General features: G+C 46.3%; 17 protein-coding genes. 8 read left to right on the top strand and 9 right to left on the bottom strand.

The genetic code is table 11. The annotated features are described in order from the left end of the window. Positions 1-19 precede the first annotated feature (19 nt). Positions 20-1,909 carry a TRAP transporter permease gene (locus ACOCLE_RS00800; protein WP_419535112.1) on the bottom strand — a complete coding sequence of 630 codons (1,890 nt, stop codon included), beginning with the start codon at positions 1,907-1,909 and terminating at the stop codon, positions 20-22. Positions 1,910-1,992: 83 nt separating this feature from the next. Next, positions 1,993-2,910 (bottom strand): TAXI family TRAP transporter solute-binding subunit, encoded by a 918-nt coding sequence (locus ACOCLE_RS00795; protein ID WP_419535111.1) that lies wholly within the window; start codon positions 2,908-2,910, stop codon positions 1,993-1,995. Between the two features lie 621 nt (positions 2,911-3,531). Between ACOCLE_RS00795 and ACOCLE_RS00790 the strand changes: the two genes are divergently transcribed. Next, a complete protein-coding gene (locus tag ACOCLE_RS00790) occupies positions 3,532-4,188 on the top strand; it encodes a porin (protein WP_066017716.1) in 657 nt (218 codons plus the stop codon). A 48-nt stretch (positions 4,189-4,236) separates the two neighbouring features. On the opposite strand, the gene ACOCLE_RS00785 is transcribed toward ACOCLE_RS00790, so the two are convergent. Both ACOCLE_RS00785 and ACOCLE_RS00780 read right to left on the bottom strand, forming a co-directional pair. Next, a complete protein-coding gene (locus tag ACOCLE_RS00785; RefSeq protein WP_419535110.1) occupies positions 4,237-5,049 on the bottom strand; it encodes a hypothetical protein in 813 nt (270 codons plus the stop codon). Between the two features lie 22 nt (positions 5,050-5,071). Further along, positions 5,072-5,263 (bottom strand): hypothetical protein, encoded by a 192-nt coding sequence (locus ACOCLE_RS00780; RefSeq protein WP_419537284.1) that lies wholly within the window; start codon positions 5,261-5,263, stop codon positions 5,072-5,074. On the opposite strand from ACOCLE_RS00780, the gene ACOCLE_RS00775 reads away from it, so the two are divergent. The 7 genes from ACOCLE_RS00775 (at position 5,249) to coaE (ending at position 9,530) form a co-directional block, all read left to right on the top strand. Next, complete coding sequence (locus ACOCLE_RS00775) at positions 5,249-5,356, top strand: RtcB family protein (RefSeq protein ID WP_419535109.1); 108 nt, start codon at positions 5,249-5,251, stop codon at positions 5,354-5,356. The genes ACOCLE_RS00780 and ACOCLE_RS00775 overlap by 15 nt on opposite strands. 363 nt (positions 5,357-5,719) lie before the next feature. Continuing rightward, positions 5,720-5,986 (top strand): CesT family type III secretion system chaperone, encoded by a 267-nt coding sequence (locus ACOCLE_RS00770; RefSeq protein ID WP_419535108.1) that lies wholly within the window; start codon positions 5,720-5,722, stop codon positions 5,984-5,986. A 36-nt stretch (positions 5,987-6,022) separates the two neighbouring features. Then, complete coding sequence (locus ACOCLE_RS00765; protein WP_419535107.1) at positions 6,023-6,187, top strand: hypothetical protein; 165 nt, start codon at positions 6,023-6,025, stop codon at positions 6,185-6,187. After that, positions 6,184-6,504, top strand: coding sequence for a hypothetical protein (locus tag ACOCLE_RS00760; protein ID WP_419535106.1), 321 nt, complete (start codon positions 6,184-6,186; stop codon positions 6,502-6,504). Before ACOCLE_RS00765 ends, ACOCLE_RS00760 begins: the two co-directional genes overlap by 4 nt. Positions 6,505-6,679: 175 nt before the next feature. Continuing rightward, complete coding sequence (gene fabV / locus ACOCLE_RS00755) at positions 6,680-7,813, top strand: enoyl-ACP reductase FabV (RefSeq protein WP_419535105.1); 1,134 nt, start codon at positions 6,680-6,682, stop codon at positions 7,811-7,813. A 197-nt stretch (positions 7,814-8,010) separates the two neighbouring features. Continuing rightward, the gene (locus tag ACOCLE_RS00750) at positions 8,011-8,889 is read left to right on the top strand and encodes a prepilin peptidase (protein ID WP_419535104.1); all 879 of its coding nucleotides are present in this window, start codon (positions 8,011-8,013) and stop codon (positions 8,887-8,889) included. Continuing rightward, on the top strand, positions 8,889-9,530 hold the full coding sequence (gene coaE, locus ACOCLE_RS00745) for a dephospho-CoA kinase (RefSeq protein WP_419535103.1): 642 nt from the start codon (positions 8,889-8,891) through the stop codon (positions 9,528-9,530). The genes ACOCLE_RS00750 and coaE overlap by 1 nt, the downstream gene beginning before the upstream one ends. 30 nt (positions 9,531-9,560) lie before the next feature. Here coaE and ACOCLE_RS00740 read toward each other — a convergent pair whose 3' ends face one another. From ACOCLE_RS00740 to ACOCLE_RS00720, 5 genes are all read right to left on the bottom strand, one after another. Then, positions 9,561-11,183 (bottom strand): NAD+ synthase, encoded by a 1,623-nt coding sequence (locus tag ACOCLE_RS00740; protein WP_419535102.1) that lies wholly within the window; start codon positions 11,181-11,183, stop codon positions 9,561-9,563. A gap of 173 nt (positions 11,184-11,356) precedes the next feature. Beyond that, positions 11,357-13,447, bottom strand: coding sequence for an EAL domain-containing protein (locus tag ACOCLE_RS00735; protein ID WP_419535101.1), 2,091 nt, complete (start codon positions 13,445-13,447; stop codon positions 11,357-11,359). A 173-nt stretch (positions 13,448-13,620) separates the two neighbouring features. Further along, the gene (tnpC, locus tag ACOCLE_RS00730) at positions 13,621-15,126 is read right to left on the bottom strand and encodes an IS66 family transposase (RefSeq protein ID WP_419532963.1); all 1,506 of its coding nucleotides are present in this window, start codon (positions 15,124-15,126) and stop codon (positions 13,621-13,623) included. A 97-nt stretch (positions 15,127-15,223) separates the two neighbouring features. After that, entirely contained in the window at positions 15,224-15,631 is a 408-nt protein-coding gene (locus tag ACOCLE_RS00725) for a type IV pilin protein (RefSeq protein WP_419535100.1), read from the bottom strand. A gap of 4 nt (positions 15,632-15,635) precedes the next feature. Beyond that, complete coding sequence (locus ACOCLE_RS00720; RefSeq protein WP_419535099.1) at positions 15,636-20,309, bottom strand: pilus assembly protein; 4,674 nt, start codon at positions 20,307-20,309, stop codon at positions 15,636-15,638. Positions 20,310-20,349: the final 40 nt, after the last annotated feature.

Genomic DNA, 20,349 nt, shown 5'->3' with positions numbered 1-20,349 from the left:
CCAACTTCTGCTATCAGGGCTAGCCAGTAGTCTGCGGGCTTTGCTTTGCCCCCATTCGCCATTGCAGGGCAACCAATACCATAACGACTAATGCTCCCAGCAATGCACCTCCATATGGATTAAATAGCAGTACAGGCAGACTGGCCAGAGACATCAGCCGCTCCCATACGTAAAGCCTCCTCAGCAGATAACCTTCAATGGTCATTGCCATCGCCATAATAATGGCAACCGTTTGCAGGGTTGCTATAGCGAGCCCGAACAGATCCCCGGTGGTATTAATCAGCCCGGTATAGGCCATCATAATTGGAATGACAAACAAGCCCGCTGCCAGCTTAAATGCCTCAACCGAGGCTTTCATCGGGTTGGCATTGGCCACTCCGGCTCCTGCAAATGCAGCAAGCGCAATAGGAGGTGTTACGTTCGAGGTTTGCGACAACCAGAAAATAATCAGATGAGAGGTTAACAGTGGCAAACCAAAATCACCGAGTAGAGGTACAGCGATAACGGCAAGCACGATATACGCGGCAGTAACCGGCAACCCCATACCAAGAATCAGTGCAACAAGGCTGATCAGCAATAAAGCGGTAAACAGATAACCACCGGAAAGTGCCATAACAAACTGGGTAAACTGCAGTCCAATTCCAGTCTGCCCAACGACACCAACAATAATACCGGCGGCACCACAGGCTACAGAGATAGGAAGCGCCAGCAATGCCCCCGCCTTCATACCTTCAATGACCTTCGGAATACTGACACGACTGTGTTTTCGTAAAGCGGCAGTGACCAATATGGCTGCACAGCCAGCAACACCAACCAGTAAGGGGGAGTACCCCATCATTAGCAATGTAGTAATCAGCACAAGGGGTATCAAGAAATGAGCCCCCTGTTTCATCACCTTAAGAACGGCTTCTGTACGACTGACCGTTTGTAAATCCAACTTACAGGCCATGATATGCACATAAAGCAGTGTACAGAAGAAATAAAGCAATGCCGGAACAATGGAGGCAATCATAATGTCGCTGTAGGGCACACCGGTAAACTGTGCCATCACAAAAGCACCCGCGCCCATGATGGGCGGCATAATCTGCCCACCCGTAGAAGCTGCCGCTTCAATACCTGCCGCCTGCTCTGGTTTGTAACCCAGCCTCTTCATCATTGGGATGGTGATTGACCCGGTGGTTACCGTATTGGCAATGGCAGATCCAGAGATTGAGCCCAGCCCGGCAGATGCAATGACAGCCGCTTTCGCAGGTCCACCTCGATATTTGCCGGCAATGGCAAAGGCCAGATCAATAAAGAACTTACCGGCCCCCGTAACTTCCAGAAAAGCACCGAACAATACAAAGATAAAAACGGTTGTGGCCGCTATGCCCAGCGCTGAACCAAAAATACCGTTACTGGAGAAAATCTGGAACTGTACCAATTCCTGAAGCGTGTAAGCCTTGGTTGCAAGCGTTCCCGGAAGCAGATCGCCAAATGCACTGTAAGCCAAAAATATGACTGCAATAATCACCATGACCCAGCCTACAGTGCGTCGACAGGCTTCTAACAATAAAAGCGCAAAAACAGCACCAGCCATCAAATCCAGTTTGGCCAGGCCAAACAGAAGGTAGTTAATATCGTTATAGTCGAACTGGATGATCTGGTATCCGGCAAACACGGCCAGTGCACACAACCCAAGATCCACGAGTCGACCAGCCACTATAATCGGGGTGCCTTTTTGTTCATTCCTGGCGTCTTTAATCAGCGGATAGTGAAGGAAAATCAGCACCATCACCCAGGTCAGGTGAGCAGGCCTAAAGTACGTTGCAGAAATGGTTGAGGTCACACCCTGCCAGATCTGAAAAACTGACAACATCACTGCAAGGGCCAGCAACAAATAGCCCTGTCCCTGATTAAGCCTGCTCATAGAATTCGTCCAACAGATTTTGAAGAGGGGTAGGGGTAGCGATAGCAAACCGGCTGTCGCTACTCTTCAGTACTGAATAATAATTATTGAATGCTGTTCAGATACTTCTCTGCACCTGGATGAAGAGGAACTCCAGCCAACTGCTTGGCATTAGCCGGGATGGTGGCTTCAGCTACTTTTACGACCTTCCGGACTTCATCCATGTTTTCATAGGCAGCCCGGGTCAATTCAAAAGCCATGTCATCCGCCATATCTGCCCGCACCACCAGCACGTTCCAGATACTCAGCGTGTCAGTGGCTGGTACATTGTTATAGATACCTTCAGGAATGGTGTACTCACTGTAGGCGGGATACTCGGCGATAAATGCCTGCCTTTCTTCCTGAGAGACTGGAATAACACGCAGCTTATGAGTTAAAGCGATCTGGGTAACCGCGCCAACACCCTGTCCACCAACAATAAAGCCAGCATCAATCTGACCGTTGGCCAGCGCATTGGTGGTTTCAGAGTAATTGAGGTATACGGCATTGATATCCTTTTCAGGATTAATCCCCAGCGTTTTCAACAATGCCGCCGAGGTGACGGCAGTGCCTGAGCCTGGCGCTCCCAGGGAAACGCGCTTACCTTTCAGGTCATCCAGTGCCTGAATATCAGAGTTTTGCAGTGTCATGGGATGAACAAGGTTTGGATAGAGCGCAAACAACACTTTTACCGGCATTTTAGAAGGAAATTTACCCTCCCCCTGATAAGCATCCATTACCACATTTCCCATGGCAATGCCGGCCAGCATATCGCCACGGACAACCTTGATCGTGTTTTCAACTGAAGCGGCAGTCACCTCGGCTTTTACATTGATGCTATTCACTTCGTCCGACCAGACTTTGGCAAGTGCACCACCAAAGGGATAGTAAATACCACTTTGTCCACCAGTACCAATGGAATAGTTTTGTGCGAAAGCAATCATGGGCAACAGCATTGCGAATGCAGCAGCTATCCGTCTCATGTTGGTCATTCCCCTTTTACAGGTCACTTTGTAGTTATTAGCGGGCGGGATCTTCCACCCAGCCTTCGTTGTTTGAGCAGAGCTTACTATAGGAAGCGCTGATGGAGAATACTCTTTGAGAAAGGATCTCTGCCTCAACAATGCATTCCATTGCTGTAGTGCAGAAAAACGCCACTGATCAAAAAACAACCAACATCAGGATGAAACAAGACTACCGGTAGTCTCTCTGGTTTTCCTCACAAGACTCACAATCTTATCCACAGAATCTGTGGTTAAGTTTTTTGAGAAAAAATCATCGCAATAATTATTCCTGGGAGTGGCCGCCCACCAATAATAGCGCCATGTATGCTGATATCTACTAGATGTAAAATAGACGTATATCTACAACATCCGACACACCCTATTTATTATTTTTCGATGAAAAATATTTTTATTATGGAAAGCAACTTTAGACACATACATCAGCACAATAAATGAGCAAAAAATAAGGCGTACATATCAATTTACACAAGAATAAACCATTAAAAACCAGCCCGTTATTACGAGCATCCCACAGTTATTGCTAAAAAAAACTTCAATCAGAATGATGGTCCCACATAATATAGAAATTCGGAGCACTCAATGAAGCGCGTTCTCCTAGGGACAGTTCTGGCTACTTCTTCTGCAATGGCTTTCGCTGGCGGCAGTTATGTAACTGGTAACGTACAGAGCCACAGTAAAGATATTCACGGTTCCAGCATGACTTCCACTCTGGAAGCAGGCCACACTTTCGACACCACAGAGCGTGGCGGCCTGACCGTGCTGACTGAGTTTGATGGCATCCAGATTGGCAATGCTGTTGAAGGCAAGTCCAGCAGCCCTTACATCACTCTGGGTGTTGAACAGGCTTACAGCCTGACTGACAACCTGTGGGTTGCCGCTGGTTACCACCACCTGCTGCACGACGGTGACTTTATCCAGGCACGTCCACTGGTGAAAATTGGTTACAACTTTGACAATGGCGTAGCCATCAGTAACCGTACCCGCTGGCACCTGGACCAGACCAATGCTGCTGGTGCCGAAGATGATGTACGTACTGACAATGCCATCAGCTACCAGATGCAGAGCCAGCCAGTTCAGCTGAAGTACAACAACGTATATATGTGGGATGCCAAGGTAATGGACCACGAGGTTCGTGCAACCTGGACCAAAGCCGGCGTTCAACCCTACGTTGAGTGGCGCAATCAGGCTGACGACGCCAACAACGCCCTGGTACTGGGTGCTTCCCTCGGCTTCTGATTCAGTTACCTGTCCCCATTAGTAACTGATGTGCCGAAGGCCCTCAACTTATGTTGAGGGCTTTGTTACAGTCCGTTGCAGAACCATTGCTCTTAGCTTTTCAGCAGCAACACTAATTCTAATTCCCAGTTTGTGAAAAACTTCCGGTTTAGTATTCACCAGGGTCTGCCTTGAAAACTTTTTCAGAATACGCCCTTTTCTTCCTAAACCAACCTCCAATAGTTTTGGATCACACTCTTGTATTTCTCCACAAGCAAGCTCTTCCTGTCGAAACACATCAAGCACGCTGAATACAATCTCAGGAACAGAAGAAATAAAATCTATTTGTTTCTCAGTAAAAGGCTTTCTAAACCCATCCATTAATAACAGAGCAATTTCATCCAGTTTATCTAACGATACGAATGCTTGATGTAAACTCAAAACTTCTTGTTTTTGTGGTGTACACTCCAATCTTTCTTGCCCATATACAGAGTCAATAGCAACAGGGCAATGAAGATTACCTGTAACTCTTTTTCGTTGATTCTGAAGATCTGTCGAAGAATCAAAGTAGTCAATGCCTTGATGGCAATGATTGCTGAATAGATTGCGCCCTTTGGGGATTCTACAGCTCTGTATGTAATAATCCCCAAGAACTCGCTTGAACTGCGATCCATTCTCCACAAAATGTAATGGGCTATAAGTCCCTCCCTCATAAGGGTGTACTAGAAACTCTCTGTCAAGTGGAAAAGTATCTATAGGATGACCACCGAATATAGGAGTTAAGGATTGCATCACGTCAAAAGACTCAGGAGACATTTTGGATTGAAGATCATCATCCGGGCGTACTGTAAAGTTAGGAAAAACAGCATCTAAACTATACATCAAGTCCTCTTTTTTTAGTTACCTAACCATTTAACAGACCAATACAACCCATTTGCGTTCCATGCTCATAATCATCGACCTGAAAGGCAACCATAACCAAAGCCCCATTAAAATCTCGACCGATGACATTGAACCCCTGGCTCTGGAGCAAATGCGTAAAGAGACCGGTCTTCCATTTATCCACAGGTAAATAGCGGGTATGCCGGATATTCATCTCGGCACTGTCGCAACGGTCGGCTCTGTCATCGCTAAGGTAGATGCAGTGATCCCTTCAACTGTAGTTGTAGATATTGGTTGTGGAATTTAAACCCTTTACCCTGATCAAAGAGGCTATTAACTGTCACCATAGTTTTGTGGAAAAGGAGTGGCATGAAGGTCATGCACGCTAGGATAACGCGTAAAGACGCTAAAAAAGCCTTTACCGTGGACGATCTGATCGAGGCTGTACATACACTTCAAAAAATCGTCAATATCAAGGGCTAACTCATTTTCCCCCAGCACCCTAATCATTATCCTGCTTCTGATTTTCCTGACCTTGGAGCAGGCACTCCTGCCCAGCTCAACACCAACAATTTGAGACTAAAAATCAAAAAGACCAGAAAAAATAATTCATTAATAAAAAATAATCAGCAGATGCCGAAGTTAAACCTATACCGCTGGAGATATAACAATGAATGACCCCCAAGCCCGGTTTGAGCAACTGATTCAGCACTTGCGCGATCTTACTGGACTCGATTTTCCTTTGGAAAACAATAGCTGCACACTGGTTGACAGTAATGATGATGAGAAGATTGTGCTTGAACTTCCGGAAAAAAGTGACCTTCTCTTACTCCACAGGATGATGGCCAGACTCCCTTCAGATCCAGCCATCCGAACAGGTAGGGCTCTTCAACTTCTGGCACTGAACAGCCACCCGGAAAAACTTCGCGGAGCCTAGTTCTGTATTGATAACGAAGCCAGAGGCATTCACCTGATGCTGGGACAGTCGCTGGATAGTCTGAGTGACGGCAACTTCGAAAACTTGATTTTCAACTATGTTGAGCTGGCAGATAATCTGGCAAAAGAGATGCAGGAAGAAGAACAGGAACTTGGCCAGTCACCACGCCCCAACCTGCAAAATCCGGGGATACAAGTATGACTTCTATTACAGGACCATCCATTAACCCAGTTCCTGGCCAGAACCAACCTTCTGGGCAAATAGGAAAAACGAATGAGAGTTCTGATATCGCCCAGCTATTTAATGGCTGCAAGTGTGATAACAGTAAAAATTCTCTTTCCCTTGAAGGAAACTTTTCTTCTCTTTTCAGCGCTGCAGACAACGTTGCAGACCTAGCAGCCGGCAAACCTGGACAACCGATAAACAGCAACTCTGAAACAAGTACCCTAGACAGAGCACTCGATGTAACAGGTAAAATACTGGATGTTGGGTTGAGAATCGCAGATTTTATCATCTAGAGTAGAGAACATTATCAAGAGTCTTTCCAAGTAGGTAGACAAGCCGTCTTCCCCTCCTCTGCAACTACACCCAGATTATGGAAAACTACCGTAATCCCCGATATTCTATCGCCCTGATTTCATTAAGTTACAAGCTCATTCTCCAATGATCATAACACCCGAAGTAAAGAATGTTGTGGCACTTAACTGTTTCCCTCTCGGCTGTAAAGAAGCGGTTCAACGACAGGTTGACTATATTAGTTCCCAGCCAAAACTGAACAATGGCCCAAAACGTGTTCTGGTACTTGGAGCGTCTTCCGGGTTTGGTCTGGCTTCGCGTATTGAAGCCGCGTTTGGCGCTGGCGCTGATACGCTGGGCGTCTCTTTTGAACGGGGGCCTTCTGAGCACCGACCAGGAAGTGCAGGATGGTACAACAACCTTTATTTCAGGGAGATTGCTGAAGCCCATGGCCTTTACGCAAAAAACCTGGTGGGAGATGCGTTCTCGCCCTCCATGCGGGAACAGGTTCTCAACACCATAAGAAGCGACTTTGGTGGCAAGGTAGATCTTGTGGTTTACAGCCTGGCAACCGGCGTTCGTCCCGATCAAGATAACGGTAATCTTATCCGCTCAGCAATCAAACCCGTGGGGGCACCCTACACCGGGCTGACACTGAATATCGAAAAGGAACAACTTGAAGCAATAACGCTTGAGCCTGCATCACTTCAGGAGATTGACAGTACTATTAAGGTGATGGGTGGTGAAGACTGGGCAGACTGGATTGAGCTGCTCAACCATCACGAAATGCTGGCAGATGGTTTTAAAACCGTCGCGTATTCCTACGTTGGCCCGGAATCGACACAGGCCATCTATCATAAGGGCACCCTGGGCCACGCGAAAAAAGATCTGCAATACCATGCAGAAATGATGCATGAATGGTTAAAGCCATTGGGCGGTGATGCCTGGGTGGCCGTCTGCAAAGCACTGGTCACCAAAGCCAGCGTATTTATCCCCGGCCTGTCGCCTTACGTTATGGCTCTGTTCAAAGTCACCAAGGAAATGGGGCTACATGAAGGCTGCATTGAACAGATGTGCCGACTTTTTGCCACCCAGTTATACGCCCCGGCAGGCCCAACCCTGGACTCAGAGCGAATGATCCGTATGGATGATTGGGAGCTTCGTGATGATGTTCAGCTGCAGGTCAATCAGTTACTGGCAGAAATGACACCTGAAAATTTCAAAGAGCTTGTTGACTACCAGGGACTTCGTCAGGATTTTATGCAACTCAACGGCTTCGACTTTGGCAACATTGATTATGAGCAGAAGTAAGTAGTCGGAGCTTAACGGAATTATTGTTCAGACAAATTTGGGCGACAGATCCCAGTTTGCAGTTCAGTATTTATTTTCCTTAGGCTTCAAAGGTTTGATTACAGAAACAGTCATGCCAATATTGGACTATTAAAATATCAGGTACTGGTCAGGGAGGACTGGCCAGCCATACTGATAACCATCAGGGAACTGTGTGAATGTCGCCGATTATAGAACTTATTGAGACCTCAACCCCTTACCTGGCCTTTGTGCTGACCATCTTTGGATTGATTGTCGGTAGTTTTCTCAATGTGGTGATTCACCGATTGCCCATTATGATGGAAAGGCAGTGGCAGCAACAGAGCGAGGCCATCTTGCACCCCGAAAAGGAACCCGAACCACTGCCTGCCTATAACCTTGTCGTGCCTGTATCCACCTGCCCTGCCTGTCAGCATAAAATCCGTGCCTGGGAGAATATTCCAGTCATCAGTTATCTATTCCTGAGGGGGAAATGCTCGGCCTGTAAAACCCCAATTTCGCTCCGCTACCCAGCCATCGAGATTCTCAGTGCCGTCATGACGGTGATGATTGGCCTTACCTATGGCGTTACATTACACACCCTGATCTTGTGCCTTTTTGGCTGGTCACTGCTGGCCCTGACCATGATCGACTACGATACACAACTGCTGCCTGACGATATTACCCTACCTCTTCTCTGGGCTGGCCTGATTGTCAACAGCTTTGGCCTTGTCGTCACGCTTGAACAGGCGCTATGGGGAGCGGTTGCCGGCTATCTGTCCCTCTGGAGTGTTTACTGGGTATTCAAACTGCTTACTGGTAAGGAAGGCATGGGCTATGGCGACTTTAAACTGCTGGCGGCACTGGGAGCCTGGCTGGGCTGGATGAAGCTGCCCCTGATCATTCTGCTCTCTTCACTGGTTGGCACCATTGCTGCGATACTGTTGATCGTTACCAAACGTCAGGAACGATCCAACCCGATTCCCTTTGGCCCTTATCTGGCCATTGCTGGCTTTATTGCCCTGGTGTGGGGCGATAAGTTGATTGAGGCTTACCTGAGCTTTTCGGGATTGAACTGATGACAACTGAATCTTCACAGCATCCTCATCAACCACTCTCTCAACAAAAACGCCCATTCACTGTCGGTGTCACGGGCGGTATTGGCAGTGGCAAGACGGCAGTGACCGATTTTTTTGCCGGCAAAGGAATTCGTATTGTTGATGCAGATATCGCTTCCCGCGTGGTAGTTGAACCAGGAAAACCGGCTCTGGCTGAAATTGAGCAGCGTTATGGTTCGGAGATTCTGGTCGACGGCAGCCTTGACCGTAGAAAGCTGAGAACCATCATCTTTGATGATGCTGATGAACGAAAGTGGCTGGAAGGTCTGCTACACCCTCTCATCCGGGATCAGATTATCCTTGAGCTGACTCATGCTGAATCCCATTATGCTGTGCTGGTTTCTCCGCTGATGCTGGAAACCAGTCAGCATGAACTGGTAGACCGTGTGCTTGTCGTGGATGTGCCAGAGAGTATCCAGCTATCCCGCACGATGGCACGGGATCAGATGACAGAGGAACAGACCCGACAAATCCTCAATACTCAGATGAAACGAGAACAGAGGATTTCCATGGCGGATGATATCGTTGATAACAGTAGTTCTATGGCCCAGCTACACCAGTCATTGGACAAACTGCATCAGTATTACCTGAGCCTCACTTGAGGCTCAGGTTCCTCGGTAGCCAACAGTTAGTTAAACGCCAGGTCTCCACCCATTGGTGATCGGATAGCGACGATCCCGACCAAACCCTCTCGGTGTAATTCTGACACCAATCGCTGCCTGCCGACGTTTGTACTCATTGATATCCACCAGCCTCAGAACGCGATAGACCGTATCCCGGTCGAAACCTTCCTTCACAATGAACTCGGCACTCTGATCCTGCTCGATATAGAGCTCAAGAATACGATCCAGCTCATCGTACGGTGGCAGGCTGTCTTCATCCACCTGATCCGGGGCAAGTTCAGCGGAGGGCGGACGATCGATCACTCTCTGGGGAATCACATAGCCACGGGTATTACGGTACTCAGACAGTTTAAACACCAGCGTTTTCGGTACATCTTTCAGGACATCAAAACCACCGGCCATGTCACCGTACAGTGTGGCGTAACCCACCGCCATTTCACTTTTATTTCCCGTGGTCAGAACCAGATACCCCTTCTTATTGGAGATCGCCATCAGCATGACACCCCGGCACCTCGACTGAAGGTTTTCTTCCGTCGTATCCCGACCATAACCGGCAAACTCAGTGTTCAGAGTGTCCATAAAGGCATCAAACATGGGTTCAATCGGCAAAATCTTATATTCAACGCCCAGAATTTTCGCTTCTTCTGCCGCGTCCTCAAGGCTCATATCGGATGTATAACGATAGGGCATCATGACCGCCTGAACCCGGTCTTTACCCAGCGCATCAGTTGCCACGGCCAAGGTTAAAGCAGAATCAATGCCTCCAGACAGCCCCAGCACGATACCTTTAAAACCATTCTTATTGACATAGTCCCTGACGCCAGTCACCAGAGCATCATAAACCCTTGAGCAAACTCCAGGGATTTCAGCAACCTCTCCCTGGTCAAAAGCCATGGAGCCTTTATCAAAGGAAACGCAGAAAAGCTCTTCGGTAAAATACGTTGCCCCAAAAGCCACTTCACCATCGCCATTCATCGCAAAGGAGCCCCCGTCAAACACCAGTTCATCCTGCCCCCCCACCAGGTTGGTATACAGGACGGGAAGACCTGACTCCAGACAGCGCTCTCTGACCACCTGCTGACGCAGAGACTGCTTGTTCATATGGAAGGGTGATGCATTCAGACTGATAACCAGATCGGCTCCCGCTTCTTTAGCTCGGCGAACCGGCCCCTGGTACCAGAGATCCTCACAGATCAAAAGTGCAATATTCACGCCTTTGCAGCAATAAATAGCCGTGTCCTGACCTTTAACAAAATAACGTTTTTCATCAAACACCTGATAATTGGGCAGATGCTGTTTCCCGTAGCGGGTGAGAATCTCACCATCACGCATCACCAATGCCTGATTTTCAAGACCGTGTGACCCCATCAGAGGGACACCGATAATCAAGTCAATCCCCTTAACCACTCTGAGTCGACTCAGAGCCTGTTCTACCCGCACAATCAGACTGGGCCGCAACAGCAGATCTTCTGGCGGATAACCACAAAGGGTCAGCTCCGGAAAGACAACAACATCCGCATCCAGCTGATCCCGGGCCTGCTCGGCAGCCTCAATGACACGGGTCGTGTTCCCGTCAATGTCGCCCACCACCAGATTCAGCTGGGCCATGACCATATTGAGCTTTGCTGACATGGAAATACCTGTCTATCCCTTTTTAGAAAACATCTATCACCTCAAGGGGCGGTATTGTCTTGAATGTAATAGCGTCTGTAAATTGAAATACAAAATGAAGGCCATTAAGCCATATATAAGAGGAGGGATAAAGTGAACTGAATAAGGCGATATAAATTCCAGGAAAGGCAAGGTTAACCGTCTGAGCCGAAGTCAAAGTCCATACGTTCAGTTGCCGGCTGCATATAATTACCTTGAATGAAGTGAGCCCCAAACTGCCATATGGGGGTCATCTCTTCTGCAGTCTCAATACCGGGAACAATTATTTGGGTGCCTGCCTCATTAAGGGCTTTAATCATTTTTTGAAGCTCTTCGACATTATCACTATCGGTGAGTTCTTCAGTAAAAGATTCATCAAGCTTTACCAAGTCAACATCCAGGTGAGCAATGGCTTCCAATGGGTTCAAACTGCAACCAAACTCGCTGACTACCGTCTGACAGCCCATATCTTTCAGGGACCTGAAAAAACCAGGTATTACCTCTGAGTAACGGGCTAAATTCTGTTCGCTCAGTTCAATAGCAACAGCGCTGGCAGGAATCCCTGCGGCTTTAAGGGCTACCTTCATCCAGGGCAGGAATGTATCATCCGTTGCTGAAAACCCGCCAACGTGCATCAGCAAACGAGTATCACTTCCCTCCTTTCGCTTTGCCATCAAAGCCTTACTGGCTTCAATAAGCTGCCATCGATCCAACTTATTCCACAGATTGATCTTTTCCAGTTTGGGCCTGAAAGTCGATGCCTCATGATCTCTCCCCTGGGCATCTGTCATAACAAAAGAAACTTCGTAATATTCTGCGGAGGAGCCAGCAAGGGAGATAACTGGCTGGTAACTCAATCTGAATTTTTTATTTCTAAGTGCCTGACTGACCATACCAGCAAGCTGTTTTTCAACAGAACGAACTGAGCTTATCTTGCGCTTCTGGTAAAAGCACAATTGATTACCACCTTCTTTTTGTGCCAGCACAGTAGCCTGACGACTTTGAACCATCAGTGTTTTAGCATCATTAGTGGTATCACTGAGAGTAACAGCTCCTATTGATAATTTAACTGACAACAAATGCTGATCAATGACAACATGTTCTCCAGTCACCGTGGTCAGGAGCTTATCAGTTAATGCCTTAACCTCCTGCTCTTCACCCTCTCGGAGCAGGGCTGCAAAATTACCACCACCTACGCTGGACACCGGATGAATTCCTCCCAGGCCAGCAGTTATTTTAGAGGCAACTGCCTTCAGCAGCTTATGACTAACCTCTTTACCGTGCTGGTCGTGAATCGCTTTCAGCGTTTCTATATGAATACAGCACAGAGTGGCTTTCCCCTTACCTGAAACAGCCCTCTGAATAGCAACATCCAACTCCTGATCAAACTGCTTTCGATCTAAAAGACCCGTTTCACTGTCCGGTGCAGATTTTTCAATGGTTTTATCTGTACCACCCTGTCCTGCTTCCTGCTCATTGAATTTAATTTGCAGGCTAAGCGTAAATTCTCCATTAAATGAAGTCGGAGAGATTACCGCCCTAGTTGGTACTTCAGAACCGTTCTGGGCAACCAGCGGGCATTGAATGACAGCCAGAGCCTGTCCACTCTCTTCTATACCGAGCAGAAATTCCTCAACATCCTGCTGATCATTGGTACTGATTAAATCTTTGAACAACTTTCCATCCAGAGACTCTTCTTCAGGAAGCCCCAGTAGCTTCAAAAATGCCGAGTTGGCGTATTGAATGCGACCACCATTAACGTATACCACCGCATCAACCTGGTCATCCAGTAAGAGCCGTCGCTGCTTTTCTGATTCATGCAGTGCAACACTCATCCGCCTGTGATGACGCCTTATCTTTAGATCTTCCAGTTCCTTCTGTGCAACAGCAAGCAGGTAGTCATCACTCCCCAATGGAATAACTGCACGGGCCCCCATCTTCATTAAGGAAAGGTGATCGGTTTCATTATCTGGTGGCAACAAGATAATTCCCGGCAGATCCACATCTTTTTTATTAATATAATCAAATATTTGAGAAAAGTTTAATGGTACTGGAGGCTCTGTCATTAACAGCAAATCCCAATGCTGATGCCCAGACATAGCGGAAGTCAAATCATCCAGAGAGTTAATAAGGCTTGCACGGGTTGAATAGCCAGACTCACGAAACACATTCAGAAATGACTCTGCCTCCCCAGGGGATGAATCAATAATCAAAAAACGGATTGTATCCCTAACACCCGATGCCATGGACAAAAAATCTCTCCCTTATCTCAGGATAAGTTATCGACTATGCCTTCTGAAATTAAATAAAAAGAAAGTTTCTATTTTTAACAAATAGAGAGGGGCGATTAGCACCAACGGAGTGAATTAATTGATTAGAAAAATACCATTTTGTATTAAAATCAATAAAATAAAGGTAACTATTCAGCACCCAGCAAAGGCGTATTGTTGTAATTTCGAACCGCTTTAAGAAGCGCCTGAAATATGTTCAACCCCTGCTTTTTAGCAGATGATAAATAGCTTCGGATTCGGGTAAACATGGTACCTCCGTCTTCGCTTCTGAAGCAGCCTGAGATCTTCTGCTTAAGTTTGGCCATCCTGGCATCACGTTCACTGCCATTGTTATCGAAGGGAATTGAAAAGTCCGACATGAAGCGCAACGTTTCAACCTTAAACTCAATAAGCCTTTTGAACAGGTTGTAGGCCTTGGTATTCCTGACCTTCTTACGTCCAAGCACCTGTCGTTGTTTTTCCATATAAGCGGTTTCCTTCGTGAGAGCCCTTTGAAGGATTTGGTCGTATATCGTCTCAATGCGAAGCTGTATTGCACCAGGCATTTGAGTCAGACCGGCTGCTTTGTATTTCTTGCAGAAGTGCCAGGAGAGCGTAAGCAATTTCATCAGCCGCAGAGCCAGCTTATTCGCATCCCTATCGACAACTCCCTGAAGCTCTCTCAGATGATGGGCATTACAAAGCACATGCACTGCCGCATAGGCAAAGTAGGACTTCCAATGATCGTGAACCAGAATGCCTGCAAAAGTCAGCAGGATGCCCATTGCATCCATTGCTTCACAACCTCGCCTTTCTGAGAGGTAGTAAAGCGTCCATTGGTCATCTCGCATAATGTGTAACCACCACAGTGAACCGTCAACCCGCATGCCAGTTTCATCCGCTCCTGCAACCGGACTTTCTTGTAAAGCATCGCGGATACTCTGCTCAGTAGAGGCCAGGTTCTCATGGGTATAGGCAACAAAATTGGCAACAGAGCCTGCGCTGACACTCATGCAATAAATAGTATTGAAATACTCAGACACCCGGTGATATGGGATGAAGTGATACTGGTTTAAATGAACAGCCATTGCCTGAGTCACTTCTCCGTATTGAGCAGCGGCTTTCACTCCTTGGGGAAACTCAGCGGTGTTCCGTTTACCACAAGGACATACTTTAACGTCTGCCCAGTACGCGGTAACTTCAAATTCTCCGGGTCTACCTGGATCAAAAACCTGTCGCTCAATGTATTTGGTGGGTTTAATATCGATAAGCGAAGACTGGCAACAGCAACATTTTTCAACCTTCAGATGCCTGACATAATCGGGTAAGGCGACACGTCTCAAACAAGAGCCTTGATGACCTTTCTGGCCACCTGGTTTATTGCCTGAAGATGGTCTAAGGCTTTTGGGGTTCGGTGTTTCCTGTGAGGAGCAGGGGGCTTCTTTGGAAGATGTATCACCTTTATCACTCCCTTTTTTACTGGGCTTTTGATAACCATCTGACGATGGTGGCTTACTACTGTTTTGACTGTTTTTATTAACCCTTTCTTCCAGTTCGCTGCAACGTTCCCGTAAAAGCGCATTCTCGGTCCGAAGCTCTTCATTCTCTTTAAGGAGAGCTTCGGTAAACGGAGTAGCTGGGAAGTCTGGTTCCATACTGGAGATTTGTTAGAAAAATTGAGTATAAGATGATGGTCGAAAAATCAGAAAATTCCAGATTTATATGAAGGGTGCTGAATAGTTACAAATAAAGTTACCAACACCCCGTAGAAGTTGCCCCGTTTGAGTTTGTACTACCTCGTCTACCAACATTATCTAATGTTAATGTTCTGCAATTCGTATCCAGAAACTGAGTACTTGTATTTACTGCTGTTGCCGTCAACGTAAATGTACTGTCTGTCGCCGTCAGTGTAATTGCATAATGTCCCTCTGGAGATGCACTTCCTCCCAAATCATTAATATCGGTACTATACCTATTATCGTATATATAAAACCTTTCCTGTTCGGCTGCAGCAGCGGTAAGCGCTACATAAGCATCTGACCGTCTGCTATCTTGCACATATGATTGGTATGCAGGCACTGCAATTGCTGATAGAACAGCAATAATTGCAACAACAATAATAAGCTCAATCAAGGTAAAACCCTTATCTATTTTCCCCATCTCATCACCGTGGAATATTATGAATTTGTCTCCAAGATTGACGGCCTGGATCAGAAATACTGTACTCTAAACTCGTACTAGAGATGTTACCGGCTTCCCCCTGAACAATAACACTGGTTTGTCCATCACCAGATCGGTAAATTATAGGGGCTGGAGCCATACCAGCACCTAAAGCAATTCTTTTCACTGATATACTTGAATCTGTAATAGTTCCTACTGTTAACACCCTCTGAATATTTGCAGGAATAGCAGTTCCTGTCTGATAATGCTGGGCTCTTAGAAAGCTACTTCCATCAACCTGACATTGATCGGCAGGAGGTTGATATTCCGTAAAGAGCAGTAGGGCGAATGTACTGACTGGAGAACTAAGACTTTTATTACTTGGATTACTTCCATCATGTTCAAATAAATTAATCCAACCAGCTTCATTCTTAATTCCATTCCTTAAGGCAGTAAAGTTATCTACGGTTACACCAGGGCTTATGGTAAATGTTGATGAAAAGTCTCCATTTGCAAGGACCTCAATATCCGAGGTATCAATCAAGTCACTTTTCAACACTTGCCCAAAAGTAAACCCAGATGAATTTTGGGGTTCTTTAACGCCAAAGAAATACTCCTGGGATGTATCCAGACTATCACTTCTTATCAGCTCACGCCCTGTTCCAGAAAAAACCCAACGCTCATTATCATTATTTGTGATTGCCAGGGGCTTTGAAGTAATTGGCCTGCCAATATCAAGAAAGGTATTAACCGTCCAGTTATTCGGTGATGGATCTTCAATGTTAATTCTCATCAACTGTCCACTGAGCGTCGACGTTTGTACACTGCCAAAATAGACTGCATCATCATAATTGTTATTATCCCAGTCAACTACAGACATGTCACCAGAATAAGAGTTTGCCAAGCCAGTATCATAAGGATTAAAGCCGCTTAAAAACTGATTAGTCTTCAGGTTATAAACAAATACTTTCAGGCTCTGATCACTGGTGGCATTATCGAGAGCATTTCTAATTCCAGTTGAACCACTTCCTCTAGGCCCAGAACCAAACACTAAATACCATTCATTGGTTTGTGGGCGGCTGTAATCTCCAGAGCTATCAGGAAGCCTCCTCTGGATAAGCTCTGGTCTCATGGTGGTAAAGCCCATATCAGGATGGGTAATTTCGGCTAGAACTTTGGGTGGTTTTTCAGGGTTGGTAATATCCATCACAACATACGCAGAACGTCGGGTTACCGTACTTCCCCCGATGGATACGTCTATTGGCCCACCACCAAGTCCCATACCCATTACCAATACCGTTCCCCACCCCTTAGGATGATCCGCATCGTCTGGGAAAATATTCGCATCAAAAATAAGTGGCTGACCATCCATATAATAAACATGGGGGTAAGACGGGTCAGTTAACCATTGCAAGTGAGGCAGAAGGTTCATTGGTGCATAAGCCCATATCTCTCCACCTAAACGATGACTGGTCTCTGAGCTTTTACTTAAAGCAAAAAGCTGATTGGTTTCATCCCAGAACCCAGCATTAAACGCATGAATAAGGCCATCATTACCTCCAACATAAATAACCTGTCTCCGATTTTTGTAGTGCTCAATGAACTCTAAAAAGGTTGCGTCATTAGGATTGAAGGATCGTCCATCTTCATAAAAGCCTGACGGCTTTGAAACCGATAATGGGTTTGAATGAATGATATCGCCTAACCGCCATACATCCAGACTCCCATCATTGTCATAATCAACAGAGCGTGAGCGATATCCGGGTTGATCCTCACCACGGATATATTTTATTAATGGATCAACGGTACCTGAAGAAACTCCCAGAAAACCCTCATTACCACCACCAAATGTCGAGGTAATCAGCGGCTGTTCTTCACTCGCTCCAACAACACCATCATTATTGCTATCGATCCATGTAAACATGTACCTGCCCATATTTGATGGATCTGAATATGTCCTCTGCCATAGTACATTTGTCAAATCCATCAGCTCTTCATGAGCGCTCCATACTGGCTTTAAATCGTCCAGACTGACCGTACTTCCCTGAGGCACCAGCGTTTTTCCTCCATCTGTTGATGAGTACCTTTGCACAAGAGTCTGGTTGACTGAGGCATCAAAGAAGAGATTAACGGCAAAGTCAGTACTGAAATCATCAAGCGCATCATTGCCATTCGTGTCTTCACGAAGATTTCCTGATGCGTCAATAAACAAGCTGTTTAAAAGTCCTACCCACCCAATTTCAACATTATTTATTTTCACCTTGGGTCTGAACAGCGCCTGGACAGCAGTACCCACACCACTTGCGCTGTTGGAGACCAAGGCAACATTTGAGGCTGCAGAGATCCTGCTGGCAATGTCCTTTAAAATCCTTGAAAGCTGTTCCTCAAGCAGAGCTGGGTTATTTGAAAAAAAGTAATTGTCCGGAATACCATCGGCACCGAGGGAGCCCGTGAGATTATTTTTGTTATCCCACTCCCTTGAGTCATCTGGCGTACCGTCCCTGTCAGCATCATGCTTAGGTGTACCATCGCTGTCTAAGTCGGTAAAACCACCATATTTTGCCGCCATAAGCAAAGGCTTTGGCAATACATTGGCAAGGTTATTGTTTGGGGTAAAGTTTTTGGTTACATCGTCAGGTGTTACTTCCGCACAATCGTTTCCTCCGTTACATTGGAAAGGAGAACCTGTTGCATTAGCAGAAGTTCTGATAATTAATGCAGACTCACTGTCTCCATCATCATACGCAGTATTGCCCCCCCCCACACTGGCATAAGTACCGTTATAATCTGCATCCAACACCATACCACTATGATCACGTACGCCCGAAATCGAATATGCTAATCGAAATGCATTTGCACCTCTCCAAATTGGGTCATGCAGGCGCACTCTCAGGTTATTATTTTGAATCGTTACACTGTATGTTGCGGTAATATCTGTGTCCCCGTCTCCCCCAAACGTTTCATCAGCCCACCCCATTTGTAATACGATACTTTCTAAAAGGCCTGAAGCATTATAAGAAAAGCTCTGAACATCCACATCAAGGAACCGACAGGGGTAATAGCCCGTTTCATCCAAAGCTCCTCGATTGAATGATATGGTCTGACAAATCGGAGAAAAGCCAACAACATTTGTGTTTCCAGCACCATCCGGTACGGCAAATGACAATGTGGGAACAGTCTGTGCCAGTTCCACACCATATGTTACAACATTTTGAGTGCCATCAAGGTCTGTACGAAGATCATTGTTTTTGGCATAAGATGCCAGACCTGCAACATAATAACTTCCCTGATATTGAGGCACTTCCGGGCAAACACCTCGAGCCTGGGAAAGACCCGTTAAATTTTTGGCCTCACACTGAGTAATTCCAGCACTGCCATTACTGCCTACCAGAAAGTTTCCAGGAAACGTTAAACCTGGCTCGTTATTTCCAACCTGATCCGTTAATTGATTTAATTGGGTCAATCCACCACTTAACAGATCCCCGATATTGGAGTAATTATCACCATCATAAGAATTTTGCCCAGTCGAAAGAACGATAATTGCGCAGTTGGCACAGCGATTTGTTGTGGTATATGGGTCCTGCCATGTGGGAGTTGGTAAATTCAGATCACTACTAGAGGTCACCGAATAGTCACTGGACGGGCTACTTCTCCCCGAAATATAACGCAGCGCTTCAAGATATATCTCAGAAATAGGATTCCCCCAGTCCCGGCAACTTACGGGACTGGAACCATTGCAATTATAGCGCTCTCCTGAGTAGTTATATTCAGAAACACGAAAAGCATCAATTGTGGATATCATGCCGGAGTTATTGATAAAGCGACCGTTACCCTGATCAAATTCATCGGTTGCAAATGATATATTCTTCCTTAATACGCCTCCGCCGGTATTCCTGGCAAAACTCCCTGAAACCAGACCAAACTCCACCTGATCATGGTATTGTTGAATGAGGCCTATAGGCTTTCTGACAGAGCCATACTGTACACAACCACTGGAACTGAGTGTGGCATGACAGGCTTCAACACGGACGTTAAAATCAGCAACCGATGCCCCTTCGCATCGTCGCCCTCTTAGTGCTCCCCATGTGGCATCTGCAGAAGTCCGAACTCGCAGTAATGGAGCACCATTTGCTCTATCACTCAAGTTACAAAGGGTGATTGCTCCTGAGGTGTAGGGGGTCAACCTGTTAACATCAGGTCCATTGTAGATTTTACCGAATGCATGGAAGTCAAAGGGGATTTCAGCACGTTCAAGAACCGTCTGAGTTGGCGTGTCCGTTGACCGCTTTCCTCCATAGAGTACCTTTCGAATCAGGTCCATTCGCGTCATGGAAGCCCAGTTCAAAAAGTTACCACTCCATGGCGCTGCAGGGGTTGTGCAGAAATGTGAATTTGCGCCTGTTGCCGCTGAAACCGGCTGAAATCGTCCACTGCCGTAGTTATAACACCAGTTAGGTTCAAAATACCCATAGTAATCAATGCTATTGTCATAGACGACATCCATTCCCCCATCACCATCGACATCTGAATAATCACTGTATGCTTTTTTAAAAAGCTCGTGATCAAATGACATGGCAAAAAGAATCAAGGGAGGAGAGCTTGTCGTTCCCTGACTGGGGCTTGAAGAATATATGGATACATTCCCAAATACTGGCTGCTGACTCATCAGTAATAACATCAGTAGGAACTGTTTCTTAAAACAATTAACCTCTCTGAAT

The organism is Endozoicomonas sp. (assembly GCF_965196975.1).
In the GTDB taxonomy this organism is placed as follows: Bacteria; Pseudomonadota; Gammaproteobacteria; order Pseudomonadales; family Endozoicomonadaceae; genus Endozoicomonas.
The sequence above is the reverse complement of the archived record's forward strand: the minus strand, read 5'-3'. Positions and strand labels throughout refer to the sequence as shown.

Excerpts from the sequence above, each read along its gene's own strand:
- ACOCLE_RS00740 (WP_419535102.1), bottom strand. The coding sequence starts at position 11,183 with ATGTCAGCAAAGCTCAATATGGTCATGGCCCAGCTGAATCTGGTGGTG.
- ACOCLE_RS00795 (WP_419535111.1), bottom strand. The coding sequence starts at position 2,910 with ATGAGACGGATAGCTGCTGCATTCGCAATGCTGTTGCCCATGATTGCT.
- ACOCLE_RS00785 (WP_419535110.1), bottom strand. The coding sequence starts at position 5,049 with ATGTATAGTTTAGATGCTGTTTTTCCTAACTTTACAGTACGCCCGGAT.
- ACOCLE_RS00770 (WP_419535108.1), top strand. The coding sequence starts at position 5,720 with ATGAATGACCCCCAAGCCCGGTTTGAGCAACTGATTCAGCACTTGCGC.
- ACOCLE_RS00720 (WP_419535099.1), bottom strand. The coding sequence starts at position 20,309 with ATGTTATTACTGATGAGTCAGCAGCCAGTATTTGGGAATGTATCCATA.
- tnpC (WP_419532963.1), bottom strand. The coding sequence starts at position 15,126 with ATGGAACCAGACTTCCCAGCTACTCCGTTTACCGAAGCTCTCCTTAAA.
- ACOCLE_RS00800 (WP_419535112.1), bottom strand. The coding sequence starts at position 1,909 with ATGAGCAGGCTTAATCAGGGACAGGGCTATTTGTTGCTGGCCCTTGCA.
- ACOCLE_RS00765 (WP_419535107.1), top strand. The coding sequence starts at position 6,023 with ATGCTGGGACAGTCGCTGGATAGTCTGAGTGACGGCAACTTCGAAAAC.
- coaE (WP_419535103.1), top strand. The coding sequence starts at position 8,889 with ATGACAACTGAATCTTCACAGCATCCTCATCAACCACTCTCTCAACAA.
- ACOCLE_RS00725 (WP_419535100.1), bottom strand. The coding sequence starts at position 15,631 with ATGGGGAAAATAGATAAGGGTTTTACCTTGATTGAGCTTATTATTGTT.
- ACOCLE_RS00760 (WP_419535106.1), top strand. The coding sequence starts at position 6,184 with ATGACTTCTATTACAGGACCATCCATTAACCCAGTTCCTGGCCAGAAC.
- ACOCLE_RS00775 (WP_419535109.1), top strand. The coding sequence starts at position 5,249 with ATGCCGGATATTCATCTCGGCACTGTCGCAACGGTCGGCTCTGTCATC.
- ACOCLE_RS00780 (WP_419537284.1), bottom strand. The coding sequence starts at position 5,263 with ATGAATATCCGGCATACCCGCTATTTACCTGTGGATAAATGGAAGACC.
- ACOCLE_RS00790 (WP_066017716.1), top strand. The coding sequence starts at position 3,532 with ATGAAGCGCGTTCTCCTAGGGACAGTTCTGGCTACTTCTTCTGCAATG.
- ACOCLE_RS00750 (WP_419535104.1), top strand. The coding sequence starts at position 8,011 with ATGTCGCCGATTATAGAACTTATTGAGACCTCAACCCCTTACCTGGCC.
- ACOCLE_RS00735 (WP_419535101.1), bottom strand. The coding sequence starts at position 13,447 with ATGGCATCGGGTGTTAGGGATACAATCCGTTTTTTGATTATTGATTCA.